The sequence below is a fragment of the Verrucomicrobiia bacterium genome (assembly GCA_019634635.1).
Taxonomy (GTDB): Bacteria; Verrucomicrobiota; Verrucomicrobiia; order Limisphaerales; family UBA9464; genus UBA9464.
Window position 1 is genome coordinate 161,720 of sequence record JAHCBB010000007.1, and the last position, 26,794, is coordinate 188,513.

Annotated in this window: 16 protein-coding genes; 1 reads left to right on the forward strand and 15 read right to left on the reverse strand. The window is 67.1% G+C overall.

The features are described from left to right. Nucleotides 1–119: 119 nt before the first annotated feature. The 14 genes from KF791_07015 to KF791_07080 form a co-directional block, all read right to left on the reverse strand. Nucleotides 120–587 (reverse strand): hypothetical protein, encoded by a 468-nt coding sequence (locus tag KF791_07015; GenBank protein MBX3732330.1) that lies wholly within the window; start codon nt 585–587, stop codon nt 120–122. Continuing rightward, nucleotides 577–1,218, reverse strand: coding sequence for a sigma-70 family RNA polymerase sigma factor (locus tag KF791_07020; protein MBX3732331.1), 642 nt, complete (start codon nt 1,216–1,218; stop codon nt 577–579). Before KF791_07020 ends, KF791_07015 begins: the two co-directional genes overlap by 11 nt. 21 nt (nt 1,219–1,239) lie before the next feature. Next, entirely contained in the window at nt 1,240–2,034 is a 795-nt protein-coding gene (locus KF791_07025; GenBank protein MBX3732332.1) for a hypothetical protein, read from the reverse strand. A 161-nt stretch (nt 2,035–2,195) separates the two neighbouring features. Next, nucleotides 2,196–5,231 (reverse strand): HEAT repeat domain-containing protein, encoded by a 3,036-nt coding sequence (locus KF791_07030; GenBank protein ID MBX3732333.1) that lies wholly within the window; start codon nt 5,229–5,231, stop codon nt 2,196–2,198. Further along, nucleotides 5,228–5,941 carry a methyltransferase domain-containing protein gene (locus KF791_07035; protein MBX3732334.1) on the reverse strand — a complete coding sequence of 238 codons (714 nt, stop codon included), beginning with the start codon at nt 5,939–5,941 and terminating at the stop codon, nt 5,228–5,230. The genes KF791_07030 and KF791_07035 overlap by 4 nt, the downstream gene beginning before the upstream one ends. An 8-nt stretch (nt 5,942–5,949) precedes the next feature. Beyond that, on the reverse strand, nt 5,950–7,422 hold the full coding sequence (locus KF791_07040) for a hypothetical protein (GenBank protein MBX3732335.1): 1,473 nt from the start codon (nt 7,420–7,422) through the stop codon (nt 5,950–5,952). Between the two features lie 2 nt (nt 7,423–7,424). Then, the gene (locus tag KF791_07045; protein ID MBX3732336.1) at nt 7,425–9,209 is read right to left on the reverse strand and encodes an ABC transporter permease subunit; all 1,785 of its coding nucleotides are present in this window, start codon (nt 9,207–9,209) and stop codon (nt 7,425–7,427) included. A gap of 8 nt (nt 9,210–9,217) precedes the next feature. Continuing rightward, nucleotides 9,218–10,444: an ATP-binding cassette domain-containing protein gene (locus KF791_07050; GenBank protein ID MBX3732337.1), complete on the reverse strand. Its 1,227-nt coding sequence runs from the start codon at nt 10,442–10,444 to the stop codon at nt 9,218–9,220. A gap of 134 nt (nt 10,445–10,578) precedes the next feature. Next, a complete protein-coding gene (locus KF791_07055) occupies nt 10,579–12,585 on the reverse strand; it encodes a cation-translocating P-type ATPase (GenBank protein MBX3732338.1) in 2,007 nt (668 codons plus the stop codon). Nucleotides 12,586–12,604: 19 nt separating this feature from the next. After that, on the reverse strand, nt 12,605–13,717 hold the full coding sequence (locus KF791_07060; GenBank protein ID MBX3732339.1) for a protease modulator HflK: 1,113 nt from the start codon (nt 13,715–13,717) through the stop codon (nt 12,605–12,607). A gap of 12 nt (nt 13,718–13,729) precedes the next feature. Beyond that, nucleotides 13,730–14,644, reverse strand: coding sequence for a protease modulator HflC (locus KF791_07065; GenBank protein MBX3732340.1), 915 nt, complete (start codon nt 14,642–14,644; stop codon nt 13,730–13,732). A gap of 26 nt (nt 14,645–14,670) precedes the next feature. After that, complete coding sequence (locus KF791_07070; protein MBX3732341.1) at nt 14,671–16,575, reverse strand: protease modulator HflK; 1,905 nt, start codon at nt 16,573–16,575, stop codon at nt 14,671–14,673. A 41-nt stretch (nt 16,576–16,616) separates the two neighbouring features. Further along, nucleotides 16,617–17,576, reverse strand: coding sequence for a hypothetical protein (locus tag KF791_07075; protein ID MBX3732342.1), 960 nt, complete (start codon nt 17,574–17,576; stop codon nt 16,617–16,619). 135 nt (nt 17,577–17,711) lie between these two features. Next, nucleotides 17,712–21,407 (reverse strand): VCBS repeat-containing protein, encoded by a 3,696-nt coding sequence (locus KF791_07080; protein ID MBX3732343.1) that lies wholly within the window; start codon nt 21,405–21,407, stop codon nt 17,712–17,714. Nucleotides 21,408–21,685: 278 nt separating this feature from the next. On the opposite strand from KF791_07080, the gene KF791_07085 reads away from it, so the two are divergent. Beyond that, nucleotides 21,686–25,699, forward strand: a complete 4,014-nt coding sequence (locus tag KF791_07085; protein ID MBX3732344.1) for a hypothetical protein — start codon at nt 21,686–21,688, stop codon at nt 25,697–25,699. Nucleotides 25,700–25,928: 229 nt separating this feature from the next. Here the strand turns inward: KF791_07085 and KF791_07090 are convergent, their stop codons facing one another. Then, nucleotides 25,929–26,678, reverse strand: a complete 750-nt coding sequence (locus KF791_07090) for a prepilin-type N-terminal cleavage/methylation domain-containing protein (GenBank protein MBX3732345.1) — start codon at nt 26,676–26,678, stop codon at nt 25,929–25,931. Nucleotides 26,679–26,794: the final 116 nt, after the last annotated feature.

Consider the following 26,794-nt stretch of genomic DNA (forward strand, 5'->3'; position numbering starts at 1 on the left):
GGGCCTCTGGTTTCCGAGGGGGCGCACCTGGGTGGCTGTTCCGAAATGGGCCTGCCGATTTGAGGACTCCAAGCATCGGAAGAAGTCGGCGCGTCCGCCCCTCCTCGGCTGCCCGAGCCTTACGGCGACCCGATGAGGTCGTCGCACAAAGCCACAAACTCAGTTCCCCGCACGGAGCGCGTCAGGGCCAGGCATCCCGGTGCCAGCGCCAGCAGTTGATCGTCATTGATCCATTCCACGGTGGCGCCGGGCTGTGTGGCCAAGGACACCGCCGCCGGGTTGGGTCGCGTCTCCAGCACCAACGACGACGGAAGCGCCGCAGAATGGACGAGGTCATACACGGGGCGGACGCTGTCCGCCGGCGCAGGACCCGTCGTCACGGCGAGGGAACTCGCTGCCCGTCGTGGCTCCAGCCGATGCCACAGCAGGAGATCCGCCAGGCATAGGACCGCCATCACCGCGGCGGCGAGCGTACCTTGACGGAGGCGACGCCGTCCGCGCGCGGCCCGCAGGGTCCTGGAAAGCGATGACGCCATTCGCGCATCGTCGGGGCCAAGCACTTCTTCCAGCAATGGGTCAGGATTCATTCTCCGACTCCCTTCTCAGCTGGCGCAATACCGTCTCGCGAACCCGGATTCGCGCCCGCGCCAGGCGCGACTCCACAGCCTTCTCGGTGAATCCCCACTCCGCCGCCAGTTCGCGGATAGACCGGTGTTGCACGTACTTCCCCTCCAGCAGCGCGCGTTCCGCGGCAGGCAGTGCCTCCAATCCGGATTCCAGGAGCGGAAGCAGTTCAGCATCAGTATCCGGCGGCGGCTGAGGCGGCACCGCCGGCTGACTCTCGAAAACGCGCCGCAGGAATCCCAGAAACCGATTGTGGCGCCGGTGCTCATCGGTCACCGAACTGCGGGCCAGGACCGTGAGCCAGCTCCAGAAGGTCTCCTCCGATTCGAAACGCCGGATGTGCCGCACGCAGCGAATCCAGGTGGCCTGCAGGGCCTCGGTGGCGAGTTCCTCCCGTCCGCCGGTAACCACCAGCAAATACCGGAACAGACGCGGCGCGTACTCCCGATGAACCTCCGCCCACGCGGCCTCGTCTCCCTTCGTCAACCGCACTGTGAGCCCGCCAATGCCGGTGGTTTCCGCCGGCCTCGCAGCACCGGAAGCCGACTCGCTGCGGAAGGGCGACGAACTCAACGGGAGAATGGAGGCAGCCATGGGCATTCCAACCAGGCGAACCTACTTCGCTTGCCTGGTGGGAGGCGGCCGCCCCCCCGATCGCGTCGAGTGTTCCAACATCCTCAGGGCCTCCTCCACCATCGCCAGTTCCTCGCGGGTTCCCCGCACGATAAGCAACTGGGTCTCCTTGTGAAACTTAAGATTGAGCCGTTCCTTGCCGTTGGTCCGGAGTTCATTGCCCGCAGACAGAACGGTGGTGATGTCGTCGATGGTAAGATGGGTCAGGAGTGATTCGAGATTAAAAAAACGAACCGTCTCGGGCTCTCTGACCGGCTCGACCGCAATGACCGGCTCGTCGGGAATTGCCTCAGGTGGGGGACGGAAGACACGCAGCACCCAGACTTCGGGCGTTTCGGACGTGCCAGTTTGGGTGGCCTGAAATCCGAATCCTTCCATGACCTTTTGCATTTGGCTCGCTCCCCTCCCCAAAGCGACATAACGCTGATTTGACTTTGAACTTGCCTGGGTCACTGCAGCGAACAGGGTTGGCACATCCACTTGATGCATGTTCAGGGGCGGGATCATCGTTTGGGAGTCGTCCGGCAAAATGACGACATTGACCGGTGTTCCGCGGGCCTTTGAAACCGCGCTTACAAACTCCACCACGGTCCCGCCTGGAAAACTGAGGTTGAATCTAATTGCAGATGGATCGGCATTCGGTGACGGAAATGCCGGCGGAGGAGGATTGGCTGCCGCAACCGGCACTGGCTGTTGCGCGACGATGGGGAGGTTCAGCAGCGTCAGCACGACGCCCAACTGCGCGGTGCCCTTCAGGACAGGAAAGCAAGCATTCATCGTTTCAACCCGGTACACGCCGCACACCCCAAAATCCCTCGCGGAATGTGCGCCCAGTCCTCTGGATCTTTCGGAGCGTCGTTGGGGGCAAAATCGCGGACCGATTTGGGGCGTCGGTGCGTACTTATAACTCCTGAAGCCCGCAGTACTCCTTCCGTCGCTTACGGCGGCGACAAAAATGAGAGGAGTGCCGCGAGGTCTTCCGGGGTGAGATCGGCCTCAAGGCCCTCGGGCATGAGGGAACGGCCTTCGGGACGCCAGACCGCCAGGTCCCGGCGGGACAGCGTCGTCTCGGCACCGCCCGCCGTCCGCAGGGTCACCGAGGTCTCCGATTCCCGGGCCAGTAGGCCCGTGTAGGTTTCGCCGGACCGCGTCTCCGCGGTCCACGCGGTGAACTGCGGTGGCACTTCGCGGTTTGGATCGAGAATGGAGACCAGCAATTTCTCCGGTCCATTGGACTTCACGGAGTCCAGGTCGGGCCCCAGTTCAACTCCTTCGCCGCGATGCCGGTGGCAGGTGGCGCAACGCTCCTGAAACAGCACGGCACCCCGCGTCGCATCGCCGGAGTGATTCAATGCCGGCAGAAAACGGGTCACCACGTCCGCCCGGCTCTCGGGAGGCTCTCCAAACAACCGCCGGGCCAGCTCCCGGATCTCCACATCCGCATGATCCCGGAGGGCATTCTGCTGGTCCACCTGGAAGCCGGAAGCCGCCACATGGCCGTCGGCAGCGGCCAGCAGCAACCGGCGGGTTGTCGCCGGACGCCTCAGCAGCAGGCGCACGGCCTCGGACTGGGCGTTCCTGGACAGCGCCGGCAGCATCCCGACCAGGAGCGCCGACGACGCCGGGAGGTCGTAGCGGCCCGCCGCGGCAACCCCCAGCGACTGGTCCTCAGGCGATCCGGAAGCCAACCAGCCGCCCACCTCGGTGGCGATGCGATCCCAGGGTTGCTGGGCAAGGCACGCCACCGCATCGGCACGCAGGGCTGGCGTCCCCTCGCGTGCCTGCCGGAGGGCGGTGCGGAATACCGCGTCCAGGCTGCCCGTGGGATCCGCAACCACGAGCTCCGTGCCGGCGCGACGGAGTCCGTCGCCCAACGCCGCCACCAGGGCGGGTGCCAGCCCATCGCCGGGTCGCGCCGCCAGTGTGGCAATCACCGCTTCCACGGCCCCCGGATCGTTTCGGATGCCGATCGCACGCGCCAGCGAACGGAGCGCCTCGCCCTGCGCGAGCGGTGCGGGACTTCCCGTCGTCAACTGCCGAAAGACTTCACCATCGCCGTCGCGAACGGCGTGCACGGCGACATCGCGAACCAGTTCCGGTCCGGTTTGCAGCAGGGTGACGAGCGGAGGAATTCGCGCGGCGGGCGGCCAGGATTCAAGCCCGAGGGCGACCTCGAGTTGAACCCACGGGTCTGGATCGGCCGCGAGGTTGGCCAACGCCGGCATCAGGTCCCGCTCGCCGGACGCAAACGCGAGCCGGACGCCCTGGCGGCGCACCGCCGGGTCGGGATCCTCCAAGGCCTGCCGGAGCGCCGCCACCTCCAGTCCGCCGAGGCCATCCAGGACGGTCAATGCATGGAGACGTGCCAGCCGGTTCGTGGGATTGGCGGCCTGAAGGCGGAGCGGCAACACCGTCTCCGGATCCTGCAACTGGTGGAGCAGGCGCGCGGCGGTATCCCGGTGCCATCCGTTGGAGTCTCCCAACAGCGCCACGAGGTCCGCGGGACGCGAGGGATCCACGAACCGGCGATCCGGTCGCGCGCGAAATCCATTGGGAACAATCCGCCAGATGCGTCCCCGGTCGCGCCCGCTGTCCAGATCGAGACGGGCCTTCAAATTCGCCGGAATGGACCACGGGTGCTCAATGACCTCCCGGTACATGTCGAGCACCCACAGGCAGCCATCCGGTCCGTTGTAGAACTGGACCGGCCGGAACCAGTTGTCGGTGCTGGCGAGAAACTCGGAGGTTTGTTCATCGGACGCCCGTTCCCCGGCGAGCAGCCATCCCGTGGTGGTGGGACGGAGTTTTTTGCGATGCACCAGGTTGCCTCCGGCATCGCCGATGAAGGCATCGCCGGCGAAGTCCGGACCGTAGGCGTCGCCACGATACACGGTCGTGCCGGTCGCCCCGGTGAAGTAGCCGCTCGCCCTTCCTCCACCCTCGATCGGCCCCGGCACCAGCCCCGCCACACGCCAGCGGGTCCGCAGCACACGCCAGGGCTCATCCGGACTTCGCCGGTACACCGTGGCCGCGGGTCCATCCACAGCGATGCTGCCCCGTGCGGGTGGCAGCTCGACGTACGGGTTGGGGGGCCGGCCCTCGGCATTGAAGGCGATGAGTTGGAGGTGATCCGAATTCGCGCAGACGAATTTCCGCCCGGCATCGTCGAAGCTCATCCCGTGCTGGCCGCCGCCCGTTTCCGCGCGCAGATCGAGATTCCGTGGATCGAAGGAAAAGTCCCGGCCGCGCAGATTCACCGCTCCTTCCGCCTCCGATCCCGACGGCGCCCCCCCGGCTGCCGCCCGCCAACGGCGGGTGAACGGCGAATCCACCAGCCGCACCGAGCCGCCGCTGAGACTGGTTGCCCCGTGGATGCGGTGATCGAGCCCCCAGTGGAACGAGTTGAGCATCGCCTGGACATTGAGCCGGTTCGTCTCATACGGGGCGTAGTCGGATGCGAACCCGGTGAAGATGACCTCGCGGACATCCGCGATCCCATCGCCGTCGGTGTCCTTTGCGTAGAGGATGTCGGGCGTCACCCCCAGGAACACGCCGCCGTCCCAGCAGGTGATCGCGGTCGGCCACGGCAATCCGTCGAGGAACACCGTCGCCCGGTCGTACTGACCGTCGCCATCGGGATCCTCCAGGAGCCGGATGCGCCCCAGACGTTCCGGACGGCGCTCCGAGTAGTCGCGCATTTCCACCACGTAGGCCCGCGCCTGTTCGTCCACCGCCACGGCCACCGGGCTGACCACCAGGGGCTCAGTCGCCACCGGTTCCACGCGGAAGCCAGGTCGGAGCTCGAAGGTGGCTGGCGCCAGTGACGGTTCGGTCGGTGCCACCCGTGGCATCTGCCTGCCGCTGACCTCCGGCTCCACGTGGTCCGCCACCGCGCCCAAATGAATCCACGGTGCCGCCCACAGCAGCCCGAGGGCCAGACGGCACCAACCGGGAATGGATGGAACAGCATTCACGAAGCCACCCCGACCTTCCGGGAAAATCCATTCGAGGCAACCACCGCGACCTCCCGGAGGGGTTTCAGCAGCCGCAGCACCGCGCGAATCCCTCGAAACCCCCGTTCGCCCAGACCGAACTGCACGGCAAGAAGTGCGGCGCGGCGATCGTAGCCGTACGGACGCAGTCCCGCATGCTCGACGTGGAATCCGTTCACGGTCACCAACGCACCCAGGGTCTGCACGTTCCACGAGTACAGGTGGTGGTTGGGTTCCGCGGGATTGAAGCGGCGGTAGCGTCGGCCCGACTCCCAGGGAACCGCGATCAGCAACCGGCCTCCGCGACGGAGCAGGCGCTTCATCTCCAGCAAGACCGCCCCCGGCGCACCGACATGTTCGAGGGAATGATGAAGGATGCCCGCATCGAAAATCCCCTCCGGAAGCGCCGCGGTGTCGGGGACGAACTCGATGCCGGCATCCTCGACGGCGGGTCGCAACTGGAGGGCGACGTCATGTCCCACGCGACGACGGCAGGACAGGCCGGCAAGGTTCCATCCGAAGCCGCAGCCGTACTCCAGGACGGCGGCGTTGGGACCGATCTGCGCGGCAAACAGGCGGGCGCGGCTGCGGACGATCCACGGCACCGCTGCGGCCGGCACCGCGCGCTTGCCCTCGTGGTAGGCGGGGCTGTTCGCGCCCACATACGGGGAATGGGCGGCTTCCGGTGACATCGGACCCGTCAGTTTGGTGCCGGCGCGCCGGCGGCGGCCGGGACCGCATTGGTGGCAGGAACCCCGAAATCGGCCGGCAAATTCAGGCGGGTGCGGAGCTGCTCCTGAAACTCGGGATTCACCTCGGGATCCGGGCGGAGCAATTCCAGGAGGACCTCGCGCTTGACCTCCGACATCGGCGGCAGGGAAATGCGATCCTTGGAAGACGGGTGCGTGGTCTTGGCCGTGTACACGTCGTGAAGCCGTTGCGCGATCCGCTCCAGGCCAAGCCCCTGGTCGTCGTCGCCGACGGCCATGTTGTAGAAGGCACGGGTCAACAATCCCTGAAGCGCCTGAGTGACGCGGTCCCGGGACGTCTCGTTGGCATCCTCCTCGATTTTGCCGAGCGCAAACGACTCCATGGTGTCGTCCGGATCCAGGCCCGACTGCGGGCCCACGCCGAACCGCTGCCGGAGATAGTTGAACCAGCGCCGCGCCTCCGCCTCGCGATTGTTGGCGTAGAGGAAATAGACCGCGTCCTTCAGGAAGTTGCGGTGCGCCCGGCCGATGTGCTCATGGTTGTGTTCGGGCTCGGCCGCAATGGCGTCCTCATACGCCTTCGAGGCATTGGGGATCATGTCGAGGTTCGGGCGCAGATCGTAGGTGCCCGTGATGCGGTTGGTGAGCACCCGGCCATGGTGGAGCGAGGCCAGCATGGGCTGATAGATGGTCCGGCGCAGCGGCATCTTGTCCTGTTCCGGGGAATTCTCGATCCCGACCATCGCCCAGTAGATCGCGTGCGTCTCGGGCAGGCGCCAGTCGAGCGGCCCGTAGGTGCGGTCCACCTCCTGCATCACCCGGGGATCCAGCTTGAAGCGCTCCACCAGTTCCTGCACCTGGGCCTGCTGCTCCGGGGTCTGGGGATCCAGCAGTGCCGGGTAGTCCGGGTGCCCGCCCGGGAGGATCTCATTCATCATCGTGGCCCACTGGGCCTTGTACACGCGGTGGGCGTCGTCGAGATTCGCGCCCATCTTGTGCTGAAAGAGCCAGGCGAGCTCCCGGTACATGAGCGCCCGGTTCGGATTATACTTCAGCCCCTCATCCCGCAGGAGCTCAATGCCGCGCTGCACCCAGAGCCACCGGTCAAACGGGTCGGGGAACTTGACCGAGATGTTGTAGGCCATGTTCCACGCCTGGAAGATCCACGGCGCGTCGGAGTGCGGCTGCAATTTGGTGATCCAGTCCGCCAACTGCACCGCCTCGAAATACTTCCCCTCCTCCTGGAGTTCGGTCGTCCGGATCCAGAGCGCATTGGCGATGAGCCCCCGGAACGCGCCCAGCGCCACCGTGGTGAAGGCCAGCACCGGAGGCGCATTGGAGATCACCGTCGTGCGCGTGATGCCCAGGGCCTCGCGCTCGCGGTTGAGCCCGCGCTGCAGGAAACCCGACGCCACCAGCGACAGCGCCACCAGGCCGATGAGAAGCCCCTTCTTGGCGTTCATGGCTAGATGGGGGCCGCCAGCTCCCGACGCGTGAAAATCCAGATGCCCGCCCCGCCAAAGAGCCCTCCGGCAACTCCCACCACCAGGAACGCCGCACGTGCCAGGTGGCCCCAGGTGATGTTGCGTCCGGTGCTCAGGGCGTCCACTGGATTGTAGCCGGTCACCAGTTCGATCAGGCGGCGCACCGAACCGTACACCGCCACGGAGGCGCGGTTCACCATGGACTCCTCGGCCACCATTCCGGTTTCGCTGTCAATGCCCACGATCCCGCGTTGCTCAACCACCTGCTTCAGCGTGCCGCTCGACAGGCCGACGACCAGGATGCTGAACGACACAAAGGCGGCGACGCTGAACTGGAGCTTGGAGGCGGCAAACAGGCCGATCGCCGCCAGAAGCGCCAGCCAGAACAGGATGATGGAGAGGCCGCGAACAAAATTCGGACCAAATCCGCCCACCGGATACAGCACTTCGAGGCCGTCCTCGAGGGGGAACAGGACCGGGCGCGGATTCAGGTTGTAGCCCACGATGGTGAGCATGCCGTTGGCCCCGATGAGATTGGTGCCGATGGGGAACGTGCTGGCCGATTCCGCGGCAAAACTGTTCTGGATCCGCAGCGGCGTCCGCCCCTCGCTCCCGATCTCCCATCCGAACTGGTGCGGCGTGCTCGAGCCCGCCATGTCCGGCGAATAGAACTTCACCCGAATCTGCAGCGGCTTGTCCGCCAGGCGGGCCGCGCGGGAGCCGAAGGGAATCTGCCACACGCGGTAACTGTCGGTCGGCACCACCTGGTCCTGCGCCCGGAGGGTCTGACGGAACTGCTCGCGGATGAACTTCGGGTCCAGCTGGGCGGCGGTGTCCTGACGCAGCCGCTCCTGCGTCAGCTTCTCCGCCTCCTGTTCATAGTCATGGATGGGCTCGCGGGCCACTCCCCGGGCGACGAGCACCTCCTCGCGCAGGATCATCTGCTCCCGTTCCGGCAGGCCGGAGGCCTTCCAGTACAGCAGCACATAGAGGCTGGCGCCGGTGACGACGAGGAAGGCGAGGTTGAGCAGGGTGATGCCCAGCCACTTGCCGAGCCACACCTGCCACCGCGGAATGGGTTTGGCGCAGACCAGCTGAAGGGTGGCGTCCTCGACATCGCGCGCGAGCGTCCCGCAGGCCAGCCAGAGGGTGACGAACCCGAGCAGGGCGGTGATGCTGGTGAGCGTGTAGGTGATGAGGATCTGGGTGAAACCCTGGGCCGAGCCATCGTGCTTGATCACGACCGGCAGCGCGATGACGACCGCCAGCAGCAACAGCAGGAGCACGACCACCAGCCGGAAGCGGAACGCCGCCCGGAGGGTCAACTGGGCGACGGCGGCCAGGCCGCGAAGGTCGCGGGGGACCAGGTCCGGCACGACCCACATCCGGCGCGCGCGCCATTCGGTGAGCGGCACCCCGCCCGCCGCGGCCAGCTTGGCGAGGGCCGCGGGGCCATTCCGGGCCGGGATCGTGCAAACGTACGCGAAGCCGGAGCGTTCGGCAGACAGCTCCCGGAACCGGCGCGCCAGCCCTCCGATCACCAACCCGAGCGCGGCCTGGAACGCCACCCCTGCGGGCGTGGGCGCCCCTCCCAGGTGCAGCAGCAGGAGGCCCAGTCCGTTGGCCAGCAGCGCGGTGGAGCCCTCCACCCACAGTCCCTGGCGATAGAGCCAGATCCACGAGAGCACCGCCGCCACCGGTGAGAATCCCCTCCGGATCGCGCGGTGTTCCTGCGACGGATGCTGGTAGATCTCGAAGTGGCTCACGGCGGCGCTCAGGGCTTCGGGCCGCCGAGGAGGCCCGACAGTTTCTCGTTGGCCTTGGAGAGGTCCGCAGGTGCCGCCTCAGGTGCGGTCTCCGGTGGCGGCGCCTTCGAGTCGGCGTCCCCTGCCGCCGGCATGCCGCCGCGGGTGAGCTGCGCCAGCCGCGATTCATCCACGGGCGCTGCGGACGCCGTCGCTTCGACGGGAGCGGCCGCCGGTGCGGTGGGGCGGGTCAGGCGGTCCAGCACGCGCCCGGACTGCGAGGGCGCCTCGGCCTGACCGCCGACGATGAACTGGGCGACCTGGTTGCCGCTGGTCGCCCCGCTGGTGGCATCGGCCTTGGCCCGGGCCCGCTCCACGACGCCGAGGAAATAACTCTCAAGGTTCTGGGTTGGTGTGTCCACGCGGACCCGGTCGCCGGCCTCGCGCCGGAGCAGTTCGAGGGCCTGCTGGAGCGTGTCCCGAGAGACCACCGGTGCGGTGATCTGCACCTCGTCGGGCTCCGCCAGCAGTTCCTGGAGCGTTCCCTGGGCCTGGATCCGGCCGCCATAGTAGATCACGACGCGGTCGCACACATCCTGCACGTCGGCGAGCAGGTGGCTGCTGAGGATCACCGTTTTGCCCCGCCGGGCGAGCGCGAGGATGAGCTGCTTGATCTCGTGGCAGCCGATGGGATCGAGCCCGGCGGTGGGCTCGTCGAGGATCACCAGGTCGGGATCATTGATCAGGGCCTGGGCGAGCCCGATGCGCCGCTGCATGCCCTTGGAGAACTCGCCCACCGTGCGGGCGCGGGCCTGGTTGAGCCCGACCATCTCGATCAACTGCTCCGCGCGATTCCGGCGCTCGGCGGCGTCGAGGTGGAACAAATTGCCGAAGAAGTCGAGGGTCTCCCCGGGATTCAGGAAGCGGTAGAGGTAGCTTTCCTCCGGCAGGTAGCCGATGCGCGCCTTGGTCCGGACATGCCGCGGCGACTCGCCAAACACGGTGAGCGCCCCCCGGCTGGGGTACAGCAGCCCCAGGATCATCTTGATCGTCGTGCTCTTGCCCGAACCGTTGGGGCCGAGCAGGCCGAACACCTCGCCCTGGCGGACTTCGAAGTCCACGGCGTCCACGGCACGGGCCTTCGGGCGGCCCCAGAAGTCCTTGAACACCTTGGTCAACCCCGTGGCGCGGATGATCACCTCGCGGGGGTTTGCGGGGGCGGCGCCGGGGGCTTGGGGGGTGGGAACCGTGGCCATGGGAGCGGTTCAACGAGGGACGCACACGCGGGCCGGGGCCGCCGGTCCGGACCGGCGGCCGGGCGGCTCCAGCTCGCGACGCAGTGCCACCGGCTCCAAGGTGTCGTGGGTGCTCATGCTTGACGAACGTGCCCTCAGGCCACTTGGGGCGTCAACCTGGCGGAACCCCCGGCATCCGGCGCGGCGGCCGGCGACGGGACGGGGGCCACGAAGGGCTCCAGTTCCTCGCCCTGACGGACCAGTCGGGCGCTGTTGAACACCACGATCAGCGAACCGGCATTGTGCAGGATCGCGGCAACGATGGGGTTCAGATAGCCGGCGGCGGCGGCGGCGAGGCCGCCGATGATGAAGAACACGCCGAACAGAAAGTTCTGGTTGATCACCGCACGGGCCATGCGGGAGAGCCGGATCAGGAACGGCAGACGCCGCAGGTCATTGTTCATCAGCGCGATCGTCGCCGAGTGGATCGCCACCTCGCTGCCGGCCGCGCCCATCGCGATGCTGATGTCGCCTGCGGCGAGGGCCGGCGCGTCATTGACGCCGTCGCCGACCACCGCCACGCGGTGTCCCTTGGCCTTGTAGGCGCGGACGAACTCCACCTTGTCCTGCGGCAGGCATTCGGCGACGACCTCGGGCATGCCGATCTCGGTGGCCACACGCTCGGCCACCGGCTTGCGGTCGCCGCTGACCATGGCCAGGCGCCGGATGCCGACCGCCTGGAGTCCCTTGATCGCGTCGGCCGCCTCGGCGCGCACCTGGTCCTGCAGGCCGAACCACCCGATGCATTCCCCATTGCGGGCGACGAACAGCAGGCTGAATCCGGCCGCCTCGTCAAGGTCCACCGTGTCCAGGAACCCGCCATCCACCCCGTTGTCCTTCAGCCATGCGGCGCGTCCAATCAGGACCCGCTGGCCCTCGACCACCGCGGCGACCCCGCGGCCCGCGGTCTCCTTGAACTCGGTGGCCGCCGCCAGCGGCACCCCGGCCTCCTCGGCGAGCTGGACCAGGGCCTTGGCGGTGGGATGATTCGAAAACTGTTCGACGCTGGCCGACACGCGCAGCAGTTCCGCCGGGGCGATATCCCCCAACGGATTCAAACGGCTCACCACCAGGCGTCCTGAGGTCAGCGTGCCGGTCTTGTCGAAGACGAACGCCGTGATGCGCGCCGCCGCCTCCAGGTCCGCGATGTTCTTCACCAGCACCCCGAGACGCGCCGCGGCGCTCAACGCCGCGACCATCGCGGTCGGGGTTGCCAGGATGAAGGCACAGGGACACGCCACCACCAGCACCGCAATCACCCGGGTGAGGTCCTGCGTGAACGCCCAAACCAGCGCGCCGATGACCAGGACCAGCGGCGTGTAGTAGCCCATGTACTGGTCAATGATCCGCATGAACGGCAGCTTCGTCTTCTCCGCCGCCAGGATCAGTTCCCGAACCCGGCCGATCGCGGTGTCCTCACCCGCCTTGGTCACACGAATCTCCAGCGCGCCGGTGAGATTGATGGTTCCGGCAAACACGGGGTCGCCGACCGTCTTGTCCACCGGCAGGGATTCGCCGGTGATGCTGGCCTGGTTGACGGACGCCTGGCCGCTGAGGATCACGCCGTCGCCGGCGATGTTGTCGCCGGGGCGGATCCGCAGGACGTCGCCCACGCGCAACTCGCTGGCCGGGACCTCCTCCTCCCGGCCGTTCACCAGGCGCCGCGCCTTGGTCGGCGTGATCTTGACCAGCGATTCGATCGAGGCCCGGGCGCCGGCGGCGGTGCGGGTCTCGATGATCTCACCCAGGAGCATGAAGAACGCGACGATGCCCGCGGTGCGAAAATCCCCGCTGGCGGCCGACGCCAGGACGCCCAGGGCGACGAGTTCGTTGATGCTCAACAGGCCGCGCTTCAGGTCGAGGAAGGCCACCTTGAGGATGGGATACCCGAGCAGGATCGCCCCGATCATCGCACTCAGTCCGGCGACCGTGCTGCCCCTCTGGAACACCCAGTCCACCAGGAATGAGTTCAGCACAAAGATCAGGCCGATCAGCGTCTGGGTCAGCTTGACGTTGGTGTGCGAGTGGTCGAGACCGCCGTGGTCGTGGCCGCATTCGCAGCCGGGGGCGGGCTGGGTGGACAGAAGCGAGGTGACTTGCATCGCGGTGGGGTGTGGGGGGTTACTGCGCCGGCGGCATTGCGTAGGGATCCCGGCGCACCGGCGCCAGCGGCTCCCGGTTGAGCTGCAGCCGGAGCTCGCGGGGTTGACCGCCGGCGGTGTCCGGAATGAAAAACTTGTCCGGGGCATTCGTCAGGATGTGCCCGAGGGCCTCCAGGCGCAGGCGCGTGCGCAACAGGCCGGGATCGCGTCCATAGGCCGGCAATTGATCCCGGAAATACTGCGCCTCGGCCGCCATCGCCAGGACCAGCCGGTTGCTCACCGTCAGCGCCGCGGAGCGCATCGCGGCGGCCTCGCCCTCGGCCTTCCGCACCCGTTCGTCAAAGTAGCCCCGGGCGTCGCTGATGGTCTTGGACTGCGCCTGCGCCGCGTTCAGCACCGCGTCAAAGGCCTCCTTCACATAGCCCGGCGGGGCCACCTCGACCGTGAGGGATTCGAGCGTCACGCCAAACCGGCCCTGCTCGATCAGGGCGGCCATCTGTCCGCGGACCGCGCTGCGGAACGCCTCGACGTCCCGGTACACCGCGGCGTCCGCCTGGAAGCGCGCGCCGGTCCGGCAGATCGCATTGTTCAGCGCGTTGGCCAGCACCCCCTCCACATTGGCGAACGCAAACGCATACGCCACCGGGTCGGTCACCCGGTAGGTCATGGTCGCGCGCACATGCAGGATGTTCCCGTCGCTGGTCAGCACGTAGCCGTCCACGCCCGGGTTCAGGCTGGGATACGCCTCCGGACCCTGCCGCATGGCCTCCATCTCCGCGCTGGTGGCGTACCACGCGTTGGAGGCGGACACCGTCTTGGCCTCACCGCTGCGGATCCGGACGATCTCGTCCACCGGATAGGGAAATGCCATGTGCAATCCCTGGCCCAGGATCTGGTCGGGACCGGTCCCCACCGGCTTCCCGAAGCGCAGCACGATGGCCACCTCGTTGGGGCTGACCGTGAAGACGCAGGAAAAAACGAAGGCGGCGAGGAGCAGCACTCCGAAGATCCGGACCAGCAGGAAACTGCTGCCCAGTGCCTCGTTGAGGGCCTGACTGGAGGCATCCTCCACGCCGCGGACCGGCAGGCCGGGCGTCCGGGACGGCCCGGGTGTCTGGGGAGAGGCGGCCATGGTGCGGGCGGCTCAGGGGTTGCGGGTGGACAGCGACGGGACTGTCTGAACCTTGTCCCCGGTGAGCAGATTAAACGGGGTGGTCCTTTGGTCGAGGATGAGCGTGGAGCGGTCGCGCAGGGCGTCGCGCAGGGCGTTGAGCTGGAGGATGAAGACAGCCAGATCCGGATTCTGCTCGAGCACCGCCAGTTCCTGGGAGGCACGGGCCAGCGCATCGCCCTTGATGCGCAACGCCTCGGCATCCGCGCGCGCCAGCATCTCGTCCCGCCGCCGGTCCGCCTCGCTGCGGATCTCCAGGGAGCGTGCCGCGCCCTCGCCCTGATACTGCTTCACGAGGCGATCGCGTTCGGCGCGCATCCGCTCGAAGACCTTGGTGGTCGTGCTCTCCGGCAGCCCGAGTTGCTTGATGCCGACAAGGTCCACCTCCAGTCCATAGGTGCCCCGGGCCGCCGCCTGGACCTCCTTCAGCATGTCGTCCTCGATCTGGGTGAACTTGACCTGGTCGGAGTCGGCGGAAATCAGGTCACCAAAGTTGTAGCGTCCGATCACGGCGTTCTTGGCATTGCGGACCAGGTTCTCCAGCGCCTCCTCGGCCTTGAGCGTGTTGCCGTTGAAGATTTCGAGGAACTTCCGGGGATCGGAGATCCGCCATCCCACGAACACCGTGATCAGCAGGTTCTGGGCGTCGCGGGTGGTCGTCTGTTCGAACTTCCGCTCGAAGTTCTGGAGCCGCTTGTCAAACTTGTACACGGTCTGGATCGGCACCGGCAGGCGGAAGTGCAGGCCGGCCTGTTCATCTCGGGAGTAGCGCCCAAACGTGGTCACCACGGCAACCTCGGTGGTGCGCACCTGGAAGCAGAACAGCAGGGCCAGGAACACCAGGATCAACAGGGCGCCGACGACGAGCGAGAGGCGGGTGGTCTTCATGAGGGAGAAATGGGGGAGCGGGACGGCTACTTCCTTTCCGGAGCATCAATGGCGAGGTCCCCGAGGTCGGGTCGCAGCTTGTCCTCCAGGTTCAGGACGAAGACGTCCGAGGTGTTGGTCACCCCGAGGACGAACTTCCGGGCCGGGCCGATGGCGTTGGTGAGGGCGTCGAGGTACGCCCATTGGGGAAAGACCCGCGGCGCGGCGGCGTAGGCGCGGAGCTGTCCGGGAAACTGGGCACTGCGCCCGGCCGCGGCCTGGACGGTCTGCTCGGCCGCCGCGTAGGCCGCGTTGGTGCGGGCCACCGCCCGGGCGCGTGCCTGGGGCAGGGTCTCCTGGCGGTATCCCTCCGCCTCATGGATCCTGGCCTGCATCTCGGAAATCGCCCCGATCACCTGCTCGTAGGCGCCCGCCACCGGCGTCGTCTTCGTCCCCATCGGCGGATGAATGTCCTGCAGGCCGACGAAGACAATGTCCACCCCCAATCCCGCAGCGTCCGCCTCGGTCTGAATGCGCCGCTTCAACTGCTGTGCGGCTTCAAGCCGGCCGTGGCTCATGATCGCGTCCATGTTCACGCTGACCAGGTACCGGACCACCTCGCTGTTGGCGATCCGTTCCAGCAACGTTGCGGGCTCGGCCGCCTGGTAGCCCCATTGGCGCACGTCCCTCACGCGATACTGGACCGGCACACTGACCGTCAGCAGGTTCACCGGCACGGCGGCCTCGCCCCCTTCCATGAGACCGGCGCCGGACGGTCGGGCCGCTTGTTCACTGGCGACGAGCAAGTTCAACTCCTCCTTGTAGTGCGGTCGCGTCCAGACCAGCAGCCGCTCCTTCTCCATCTCGGGATCGGGGATCGCGCCCACCAGGAAGGTTTGGAGTTCCCGGGTGTTGTAGCGATGCGCGGCATCCACGGGCCATGGCATCTTGAAGTGCAGCCCCGGTTCCAGGACTTCGCGTCCCTGGACCGGCTTCCCAAAACGCTCGAGCAGCGCCTGTTCGACCGGCTCGATCACCACCAGACAGGACGAGAACCAGAGGATGGCCACCCAGACGAGGGCGAACCCCGACAGCGACTGCTCGAGGTAGCGGTAGAACCAGGTGTCGCTGACCTTGAATCCGAACTGGTAGTCGAGCGCCTGCGCCGCCGTGTCGAACAGGCCGCCGCTCTGCCCGAGCAGGCCGATGATCCGGCTCTCGTAGAGCAACCGCACCCCACCGCCCCGGACACGGGGCCGGTAGATCTCCAGCACGAGTCCGACGAGCGTCTCGACGGCAATCACGGCCATCAGGGCGGTCAGTCCCAGCGCCAGAAACCGGTCCCAGCGTCCGAAGCCCGCCCAGTCGAGTCCGGACGCCAGCGCTGCCAGCACCGAGACGACGGAGCCGAGCATGAGCGCGGAGGCACTCGGCCGCAGCAGCGCGCTGCCCTCGAGTTGGGCAAGACGCGCGGAATAGCGGCCGGTAAGGAACAGGACGAAGGCCACGGCGGCAAAGATCGCCAGGCTGAGCGCCGCCGCCGACGGCTTGGCGAACATGTCGTCGGGACGCTTGAGATCGTTCCAGAAGTACCAGACGGCCGCGCATTCGCCGGCGAAGAGCACCAGGGTGAAGGCCGGGATGATCCAACGATCAAACTGCTCCCGGGCCCGGCGGGCGGGGGACACTTCCGCAGCGCTCGCCGTGAACAGGGCGGAATCGGCGCGACCCCGGGCGAGGTCCTCAAGCTCCAGCCGTTCCGCCTCCTCGCGGTTCGCGAGCCCCATCTGGAACCACGCGACCACTGCCATGAGCAACGCGACCCCAAAAAAGGCCACCGCGACCTCGCCGGTTGCCGAACCGGACCGCCGCGCGAAGACCATCACGGTGACACCGCCGATCAACAGCAGCAGCCAGTTGACGAAGCCGGTCCTGGAAAGCGAGCGATCCATGAAATCGAAGGGGTCTTGGTAAAGGATTCCCAGGACGGGGTCTAGCCCAACTCCCGATCCTCGAAGAGCAGCAACGCCACCGACAGGGCCCCGACCAGATACACGCCCATGTAGCCGGCGGCCCGTGTGACGTAGCCCCACGGGATGATTCGCCCCTGTTCCAGGGCGTCGGTTGCCCAGAATTGCTGCCAGTTGGGCACCGCTGCATAGGCCGCCTGGGCCCACCACACCCCGCGTGACGCCGGACCACCGAACAGGTAATCCGACATCAGACCCACCAGGAACAGCGCGGAACACACCGCGAGCGTCGGGACAACGTCCAGCCGCGTCGAACAGGCAAGCGCCAGCGCGGCGAGCACCAGGAGTGCAAACCAGACGAGGACGCCCGCCGGCACCAGTCTCCAGTCCACCACCGCAGGCCCGTCGAACGACCGTTCGAGCACCGTGAGGTTCACCACGCAGGCCAGAGCGACCCCTGTGAGCAGCGTGTAGGCAAAAACAGCGTCGGACACGAACGGCCGGCGGAGAAAGAAATTGCTGAACCCGCCGATCGCGTAGGCGGCGAGGACTGCGGCAAAGTAGATGAGCAGCGAGGAGACGTCGGTGCTGCCGTACGCGTCGAAGGCCATTCGGCTGGCCAGGAGCACCGCGATCATCAGCGTACCCGTGAACAGCGCCAGCGCGGCCGCCAGACCGGCATACTTGCCCAGGAGAAAGGTCCCCCGGCCCACCGGCTTGGAGAGCACGGTCAGGGCGGTGCCGGTGCGGATTTCCTGGGCGACCGTGGATGCCGCGCAGAGGACCGACATGAGCAATCCTGCCAGAAGCACCACCGCCAGCGACATGTCCTCCACCATCTTGGGATCATCACCGAACCCGAAGTACGGCACGGCCGAGAGGAACACGATGAACAGCGACGCCGCACTCATCAGCAGCAGGTACACGGGCTGTCGGATCAGCTCCCGGAAGCTGTTGCTGGCAATGAAGAAGAATTGGCGCATGCCGTAACTGTGTGGCGTCCAGCATACGGTCGGCGTCCCCCCGGTCAACGGGAAGTTCCGCCGCGCCTGCGGGACCCCACCAAAAACGGGGCGGCCGAACGGCTCACCGGACGTCCAATCCGGCTTCCTTTCGGATCAGGGATGCGTCAGTTCGAGCTTCCATCCATCCCCGGGCGGATTGGCGTCCTGACGGGTACCATCGGGCCAGCGGACGCGGACTTTCCCGATGGCCTCCGGCCTCGCCAGGAGGAGGGTCGGTGGTTCCTGCGACCAGTAACCACCGCCCGACCGGATTTCGTGGACCGGCCCCAGGGTGCCATCGCGGTAGGCCGCCCGCACCTGGGCACCGATGGCTTGTGGATTCGACGCCGGCCCGCGCAGCAACACACGAAGTCCTGGGGCTCCCAGGACGTTGCGGTAGAGTGCGGTGACGCCGCGGTTCTGGCCGATCACCAGATCCAGACGCCCATCGTGGTCGAAATCGCACGCGGCCGCTCCGCGCCCGTCGCCGTCGAGGCGGATGCCGCTGGCGTCAGGATGGACGGCCTGGAGGCCGCCCCGGCCATCACCCCGCAGCCAGGTGCCGGTGCCCGCCCGGTGCGGACTGTCCGCCGGGTGGGTGTGCCCGAAGTTCTGGGCCAGGAAGACGTCGAGATGCCCATCCCCATCGAAGTCGCCCACGGCAATTCCGAACACCGGCGCGATCTGGGCCTCCTTCGGCAGGGGGCGCATTTCGAAAGACCCGCCGCGGTTGAGCAGGAGGACCGAATCCAACGTGGCACAATCCCGTTGGTTCAGGGCGGGCAGCCCTGAGGCCAGGATCGAGTCGAGGCCGGCACGCGCAAACGCCGTGAACGTGGGGTAGGCTTCCAGGAGTGACGGGAAGGACTCGCCGAGGAGCGCGCGATGCCGGAGCGGCACCTCGTAGCCGAGCGCCGGGTCCTGTTGGGACTCGATCAGGGCAAGGCCAGGCGTCCCGGCAGTTTCGCCGAAGTGGAGCCGGAGGGGTTGGTCCGGGGTGGGATGCCGCGAGGTGTTCCGGCCCCAATTCCCCGCGATGAGGTCCAGCCGCCCGTCGCCGTCAAAATCGCCGGCGGCCACCGAATTCCACCACCCTGTCAGGGCGCTCAACGCGATCGGGGCACGGAGGAAGGGGGCCTCGGCAGCCGGGTGAACCGGTGGATCCCATGGCACCAGCGCGTTGGTGACGTGGCGAAAGATGCGGATGGGGCCCCAGGCCGTGGCCAGGACGAGCAGCGGCTGGCCGTCGCCCTGGAGATCCGAGATGACCACCCCGTTGACGGGTCCGACCTCGTCCAAGGCCGACCCGGCCATGGGATGCGGGGTCAACCGGCCGTCGCGAAACTGCAGGAGTGACGAGGCCACCGGTTCCGGGTGGCGTCCCGGGAGCGCCCGTCCGCCGACGAACAGGTCGAGATGGCCATCGAGGTCGAGATCTCCCAGGGCCAGCGGACCGGTGGATCCCGCATGGCTCAGGGGCAGATCTTCCACCTGCCCGGTCGCCAGGGAGATTTGCCGGAGGGAGGTCGCCTGGCGGGCGGCCTCCGGGGAGCCCATCTCCCAGGTGTCCATGCCCAGAAGCAGCAACGACTGGTCGGGGCCGGTGCGCCAGCCGAGCAACCCGCCGAAATCGAGTTCCGCAGGGGTTTGAAGCAGCGCCGATCGCTGGGGAACGAATCCGCCCTGGCCGTCGTTGCGAAATACGGCGACACGCCCGCCGCGACCGGCACCGACCAGCAGGTCCTCCCATTGGTCGCCGTTGAAATCAAACCACATCACGGCCGGTCCGGCGTGACTCAGAGCGTGAGGCAAAAGCGGCTGACGATCGAAATCGTCGAAGGGCTCATCCACATGCTGGTGGCCCAGCAGGCGGCTGCGATCCTCGAAAAAGGGGCGCACCGTGCTCCCGGGCGGTTTGAGGAGTGGACCGGCGGCGCGTTCGTCAATTTCGTAGGCGTGCCCTGTGGGGACACCCGATAACAGGGAGCGTCGTCCGCTGCGCCATTCCACCTCGATGTCCACCGCCCCCGAACGCGGCGCGGCGAAGATCCGGAGCGGTTCGTCCGACGACAGGTAGCGCCCGCCGGCGATCATCTCCTGCGACTGGTCGGGGAGCCCCGGAGCCCGGACATGGATCCGCGCCCCGATCCCGCGGGTGTTGGGCGGCCAACCCCTGAGCCGGACGGCGATGCGTGGAGCCGCCGCGTCGTTGCGCAGAATCAGCGGCGCGTCATTGAGGCAGTTGGCCACCACGTCGAGGTCGCCGTCCTGATCAAGATCCACCAACGCCATGCCATGCGTGATGCGCCGCGAGTCGAACCCCCATGCGCCGCCCACTTCCTCAAAGGACCAATCGCGGCGATTGCGGAACGCGTAGTTCGGCGTGTCGAGACGGGGAAAGCGGCTGCGGGCGCGCAACTGGTCCCGCGGACCCAGCCGCCGCTGCTCCAGCAACCGCTCCACGTCGCGGGCGGCATCGGCATCCTGGGCATCCCGTCCATGACCCGTGGACGTGAGCAGGTCCTCGAACCCGTCGAGATCCACGTCGAGGAAGATCGCGCTCCAGGTCCAGTCGGAAGCCTCGACGCCGGCCAGCCGGGCGATCTCCGCAAACGTGACGTCGCCCCGGTTCCGAAAGAGGGTGTTGCGGGGAACCTGCGGGCGGGCGCCGTCCGCGAGACGGCTCTGACGCATGGCGGTGGGGGCCATGACCTGGACCTGCCGCCGCACGTGTTCCCGGCTCAGCATGTCGGCGACAAACAGGTCGTCATGGCCGTCGCGGTCAATGTCCGCGAAATCCACACCCATTGAAAACAGGCTGGTCTCCCGGATCGCGGACCGCGCGATGGCCTGAAAGCGGCCGTTGCCGTCGTTGATCCAGATGCGATCCGGGGATTGGAAATCGTTGCACACGTAGAGATCGGGTGCGCCATCCCGGTTCAGGTCCCGAAACATCGCCGACAACCCCCAGTCATGCGGGGGCTCGACCGGACGCCCCCGTTCGTCCCGGAAGGCGCCCCCGGTCCACGGGATGGCCTCAAACCGGGCCTGGCCCAGATTCCGAAACAGGGTGTCCGGTTCGCCGTTTTCCAGAACGCCACCGGCCTCATCGAAGGTGAACCGGCCGGCCAGGTCCGGTGCCGCAGCGGAACGGCCGTTGACGGTCAGGAGCTGGCGAACCCCGTTCGTGACGCCGAAGGTGAACGAGGTCCCCGGAAGATCCCGCAACGTGTCGTTCCGGTAGTTGACCACGTAGAGGTCCAGGAGCCCGTCGCCGTCCACATCGGCGAGCGCCAGCGATGTCGAAGCCGCCGCGGACTCCAGCCCGGAGCCGGCGGTGGCTTCGCGGAAGCGTCCCGTACCCTCATTGAGAAACAGGCGCACCCCGCGGAACAGCCCGGTCACGAGCAGGTCGAGGTGTCCGTCGCCGTCGAGATCGGCGAAGGCCGCACCCGTTGACGCCTGGTCCGCGCAGGCGACTCCGGCGGCGGCAGTGATGTCCTCGAAGCGCCCCTGGCCCAGATTGCGATAGAGCGCATTGGGACCGTCGAGTCCGCAAAAGTATAGATCAGGCAGACCGTCTCCGGTGACGTCGCCGCACGCGACCCCGGAACCATTCAGGAAAACCTGGTTGGTGAGCGGACGCTCCTCGCCGAGCCGGTTGGTGAAGGTGATCCCGGTTTCGGCGGGCGGGAGGAGCATGAATCCCGCAGCGCGCGTGACGGCCCCTGCGGACGGCACTGGGAGCAGCGCGCGGCGGTGTCCGGTCTGATCGGTCCACTCAAGTCCCGCCGCCAGGACCTCAGTCACCGCGAGAAGGGCGGCGATCAGGCCGGGAAGACAAGGAAGACAAGCGGGGCGGTGGCGTGCCGGTGGCGGACTCATGAACTCATCGAGGGGAACCCGAGTATCGGCAGGATTGCCGGGAATGGAAAGAGGTCGTGATATCGAAGCCGGAAAGTAACCGGACGGACCCTTGCGGCGCAGGTCGGGCGTGTTCCATCATGTGATAAAGTAACGCCGGTCGCCGTTTCGGATTGACGCCCGGATCGCTCCACGCATTCCATCACGCGTTCCCTGATTCTGCCATGAACCACTTCCACTCGAAGGCGATGGCCCTTGCGGCTGTCCTGACGGTTTTCGCGGCCTCCCTCCAGGCCCAGCAATTGACCCAGGTGCTGTTCCAGGACGACTTCTCCTCCAACAGCATTGACCCTGCGAAGTACACACCGGATTCCCCGTTTTTTGAGGGCGGCGTGGGCGACATTGGCGCCCAGGCCGGCGACGGGGTGATGCGGTTCGTGGGGACGACGACGCAGCAATGGTGGTCGGGAGGCACCCTGCAGATCGCCGGGGTCTACGCCGCCACCGAGGCGACGCCGGTGACAATCTCGATTGACCGCGTGGCGGAGGCCGGCGTCGGCTCGGCGTCCCGGAGCGCCCTGTGGATTCTCGATGAGACCAAGACGCATTACGTCCTGTTTGCCGACGTTCGCGGCGAGGGGGGCTGGCGGTATAATCGCAAGATCGGCGAGGACGGTGATGTGCCCACAGGGAGCGGGACTGACATCGGGCCGTTCAATGGGGGCAACTACGACGACGGCGCGCTGCATCGCATGAGCATTGTGGCCGATGGCGCCACCGCGAAGCTCTACCTGGACGGGGTGTTGGGCGCCGAGGTGAAGTTTCCATTCAACAAGGTCGTGTTCCAATTTGGCGCGTATGCCCGGGCAAACGACGACACCGCGGATACGACATGGGACAACCTCCGGATTGAAACGAGTCCGGCCATGGCGGTGGTCTTCTCGGATGACTTCTCAGGGAGCGCGGTGGACCCGGCGAAATTTCAACCCGATTCCCCGTTCTTCGAGGGCGGCGTGGGGACAATTCAGGGACAGATCAGCGACGGGACGCTGCGGTTCACCGGGGAAACGACCCAGCAGTGGTGGTCGGGCGGGACCCTGCGGGTGGTGCCCACATTCACGGCAACCGAAGCGGCACCGGTCGTGGTCACCGTGGACCGCGTCGCCGAGCTGGGCGTGGGCTCGGCCTCCCGGAGCGCCCTCTGGATCCTCGACGAGACCCAGACGCAATACGTCCTGTTTGCGGACGTCCGCGGCGAGGGCGGCTGGCGCTACAACCGCAAGATTGGTGAGGACGGCGACGTGCCCACCGGCAGCGGGACCGACATTGGGGCCTTCAATGGCGGCGATTTTGATGATGGCGGCCTGCACCGGATGGGGGTGATCGCCGACGGACGGACGGTCAAGCTGTACCTGGACGGCATCCTGGGCGCCGAGGTGAAATTCCCCTTCTCGAAGATTGTGGTCCACCTGGGGGCCTATGCGCGCGCCAACGGGGACACGGCAGACACCACATGGGACAACCTCAAGATCGAAACCGTGGCGACCGCCGCGGTGCCACCCCTGTTCGAGGATGACTTCTCATCCAACACGATTGATCCGGCGAAGTACGTTCCCGATTCGCCCTTCTTTGAAGGCGGCGTCGGCACCATTGAGGCTGTCGCCGGTGACGGGGTGATCCGCTTCGTCGGAGAGACCACCCAGCAATGGTGGTCGGGGGGCACCCTGCGCATCGTCCCGACCTTTGCTCCCTCGGAGACCGAGACGGTGACCCTGTCCATTGACCGCGTGGCCGAGGCGGGGGTTGGCTCGGCGTCGCGAAGCGCCCTGTGGATCATGGATGCGAGCATGACCTACTACGTGTTGTTCGCCGACGTCCGCGGCGAGGGTGGGTGGCGATTCAACCGCAAGATCGGTGAGGACGGCGATGTGCCCACCGGCAGCGGAACCGACATCGCGGCGTACAACGGCGAGCAGTTCGATGATGGCGGACTGCACCGGATGAAGATGGTGGCCGACGGGCAAACGGTCCGGCTGTTCCTTGACGACATTCCCGGACCGACCGTCCGGTTCCCCTTCTCGCCGGTCATTTTCCAGTTCGGAGCCTTCGCGCGGGCCAACGGGGACACCGCAGACACCACATGGGACAATCTGCTGATCGAGTCCACCGGGTCCGCCACCTTCGGCCAGTCGGAAGTCGGGGTCCGGGTGGGTACGGCGAGTCCGGAAATCACGGTACGCATTCCCCAGGGCCTGAATTCGCAGCGGGCGGTCCAGGTGCAGGTGGTGAGCAGCGACCCGGCCATCGCGGTGCCCGAGGGCGGGACGGGCGGCACCTTGAGCCTGACGTTCCCGGCGGGCGGGGCGAACACACGGACGTTCCGAATCCGGGGAACCGCGGTGGGCGGCGCCCAGTTCTCGCTGCAAGGGGACATCGCGGGCGGCAACCGGTTGTCCGTCGCGGTCCTCTCCGGCCCCGGGGTTGCCCTGGAGGACAACTTCAACGGGCCGGCGCTCGATCCAGCCCGATGGCAGGTGTCGAACCGGGGATTTGAGGCGGGCACCGGTACCTACACCGTGACCCAGTCCGCGGGCGCCCTCTACATTGACGGGACCGCAGAGACGGACTTCTGGTCCGGCGCCTCCGTGAAATCTGTGGGGACGTTCACCGCGACGCGGGACCTGAACCTCGTGGTGGAGGCGGACCGGGTCAGCCTCGACTATTTCGGCACCGCCGCACGCTCAGGGATCTTCCTGACGACAGGCGACCGGTCGCGCTATCTCTTCTTCGGCCACAACATTGGCGAAAACGGCTGGCAGGTGAACCAGGGCGACACCGGCGGCGGCGTGAACCTCGCGGTCTTCGACGATCTGGACTTCGACGGGGGCAACCACCGGATGAAGCTGGTCGCGGACGGCCGCACGGTGGAGGTCTTCCTCAACGGCGTCTCCGGGGGCCGGTTCGCTCTCGAGGCGACCACCGGACTGCACGTGGAACTGGGAGTGTATGCACGGGCCGAGGGCGACACCGTCACCGGCGTGTTCGACAACCTTCAAGTCGGGTATGTGCTCCCCTGCACGGATCTGTCGCCCGGGGCGGTTTCGATGACCTTGGGGGACAGCGGACGCCAGGGGGTCGTGACCGTGCCGCAGCTCCTGAATGACCAGGCACCGGTGACGGTGACGATCACCAGCAGGAACCCGGCCGTCGCGGTCCCCGCGGGCGCCACGGGGGGGTCGCTCACCCTGAACTTTCCGGCGGGAGCCCCCAACCGCCAGTCCTTCGGCATCACGCCGGTCGGTAAAGGCGCCACGGTGTTCGACATCGTCACCAGCCCGGCATCGTGTGTGACCGGGTCGCTGTCAGTGGACGTGGTGGCCCTCCCGCTGGTGTTGTTGTCGGATGACTTCAGCGGATCCGAGGTGGACACAACGAAGTGGCGTCAGGACGAAACGCCGTTCGACTTTGGAACCTTCGACGCGACGGCGTCGGCCGTGACGGTGTCCGGCGGTGCCGCCCGGATCACGGTGACCGTGGAGTCCTCCCTGTGGCCGGGGCTGGCGCTGTACACTGTGGCCACGTATGACGCGGCGGTGACCACGCCGGTGACCTTCGAGATTGACCGGGTATCGGTCGGCTTTGATCTCGTGACCGGCACGGGCGCCGAGCAACGCACCGGCGCCTGGATTCGCGACGCCGTCGGGAATTTCGTGTTCTTCTCCGATTACCTCGCCCATGACGGGCGCAATTTCGGGTGGCGGTACAACAAGGTGACCGGAGGGGCGGATGATGATGCGACCGGCGCCGGCGTGAACATCGCAGCCTTCGATGGCGGCCAGTTTGACAATCGTGGCAACCACCGGATGAAGCTGGTGGCCAACGGCGCGAGCGTGAAGCTCTACCTCAACGACCTCTTCGGCGCCGAGGTTCCGTTCCCATTCAGCACCGGATTGTCCTTCGGATTTGGTGCCTATGCCGACGAAACCGGAAACGTCGTGCGCGGGGTGTTTGACAACGCGCGGGTCCTCGGCGGCGAGGACACCTCCGCGCCACCCCAGGTCACCGCGACGCTCCAGGGGGAAAACGTCGTGATCACATGGACCGGCGAGGGGGTCCTGGAGGAGACGGATGCCCTCGGCACGCCGACGGCCTGGAGGCCGGTCACCCCGGCGCCGCCGGGCAACACGTACACCGTGGTGCCGCTGGATGGCTTCCGTGGCTACCGGGTTGTGCGCTGAACGCTCCGGCGGTATCCCGGTTACGAACCGCAGCACCGCCGGCAGGCAGGGCTCGAGGGCCCGTCGTCCTGCCGGCGGATTGTCTCGCGCGGGCACGGAACCCGGCGGCCCGGGTTGTTTCCCGGGGTCTTTGCATCGGGCGTCGGGATCCTCCCGGCGCGCCCTCCACGATCAGCGGCCGGCGCCGCTCCGTCGCGTACCATCCGGCCGGCACCGGCCTCGAAATCCCTCAGGGCTTCGGCTGATAGTACCAGTCCAGTTTCCCGTTCTGGCCCGCCGACATCACCTTCCACGAAACGAAGGACACATGCCCGTCGGCCCAGCCGTAGTTGCCACCCGTGCCGTGTCGGACGTATCGAAAGACGGGAATCCGGAGACTGGGGGGATATAGGTAGCCGTAGTTCCACCAGGACAACTCCCGGTTGGGATCGAGTCCGTCCCCGTTCATGCAGGTTTCCGCGGGCTTGGTGATGCTGCTGGCCTTGACGTGATCCACCTGGGTGTATCCGAGGTAGGTGTAGTTGTGCCCGTACCCGCCGTATCCCTCGTGTCCCGGCACATTCGCCGGGATCACGTTGGTCCCCAGCCGTGCGGTGGGACAGGCCACCACCTTATTGCGGGCGACGAGATTCGTGAACCCGCCGGAGCCCGTTTCCGGACTCGAAATATATGGGGAAATCTCCTGAAACCAGCGGCTCGGAGCCACCCAGCCGGAGCCGCGGGGGACCTCCGTGCCGGCCACGGGCAGGTAATCGGACTGGTCACCCGCGTACAGCAGATAGCCGAGGACGATCTGCTTCTCGTTGCTGACACACTTGATCGCCTGCGCCTTCGCCCTGGCTCGCGACAACGCCGGCAGCAGCATGCCGGCAAGGATGGCGATGATCGCGATCACCACCAGCAATTCGATCAGGGTGAATGCCCGGAGTCCGGAATGGCGCGCGACGACGCCACGAGCCGAGGAAAGGATGCTCCCCATGGATCGTCAGCCAACCCGGCGTTCGTCCGGGGGTCAAGCGCCGCCGTCGCCCCTCCCCCCAAAAGTCCGGGAGACGGCATCTCCAGCCGCCCCAGCCGGTCCCTGCCTTCATGGAA

Excerpts from the sequence above, each read along its gene's own strand:
- KF791_07070 (MBX3732341.1), bottom strand. The coding sequence starts at position 16,575 with ATGGATCGCTCGCTTTCCAGGACCGGCTTCGTCAACTGGCTGCTGCTG.
- KF791_07085 (MBX3732344.1), top strand. The coding sequence starts at position 21,686 with ATGAACCACTTCCACTCGAAGGCGATGGCCCTTGCGGCTGTCCTGACG.
- KF791_07035 (MBX3732334.1), bottom strand. The coding sequence starts at position 5,941 with ATGTCACCGGAAGCCGCCCATTCCCCGTATGTGGGCGCGAACAGCCCC.
- KF791_07040 (MBX3732335.1), bottom strand. The coding sequence starts at position 7,422 with ATGAACGCCAAGAAGGGGCTTCTCATCGGCCTGGTGGCGCTGTCGCTG.
- KF791_07050 (MBX3732337.1), bottom strand. The coding sequence starts at position 10,444 with ATGGCCACGGTTCCCACCCCCCAAGCCCCCGGCGCCGCCCCCGCAAAC.
- KF791_07090 (MBX3732345.1), bottom strand. The coding sequence starts at position 26,678 with ATGGGGAGCATCCTTTCCTCGGCTCGTGGCGTCGTCGCGCGCCATTCC.
- KF791_07025 (MBX3732332.1), bottom strand. The coding sequence starts at position 2,034 with ATGAATGCTTGCTTTCCTGTCCTGAAGGGCACCGCGCAGTTGGGCGTC.
- KF791_07075 (MBX3732342.1), bottom strand. The coding sequence starts at position 17,576 with ATGCGCCAATTCTTCTTCATTGCCAGCAACAGCTTCCGGGAGCTGATC.
- KF791_07020 (MBX3732331.1), bottom strand. The coding sequence starts at position 1,218 with ATGGCTGCCTCCATTCTCCCGTTGAGTTCGTCGCCCTTCCGCAGCGAG.
- KF791_07055 (MBX3732338.1), bottom strand. The coding sequence starts at position 12,585 with ATGCAAGTCACCTCGCTTCTGTCCACCCAGCCCGCCCCCGGCTGCGAA.
- KF791_07060 (MBX3732339.1), bottom strand. The coding sequence starts at position 13,717 with ATGGCCGCCTCTCCCCAGACACCCGGGCCGTCCCGGACGCCCGGCCTG.
- KF791_07015 (MBX3732330.1), bottom strand. The coding sequence starts at position 587 with ATGAATCCTGACCCATTGCTGGAAGAAGTGCTTGGCCCCGACGATGCG.
- KF791_07065 (MBX3732340.1), bottom strand. The coding sequence starts at position 14,644 with ATGAAGACCACCCGCCTCTCGCTCGTCGTCGGCGCCCTGTTGATCCTG.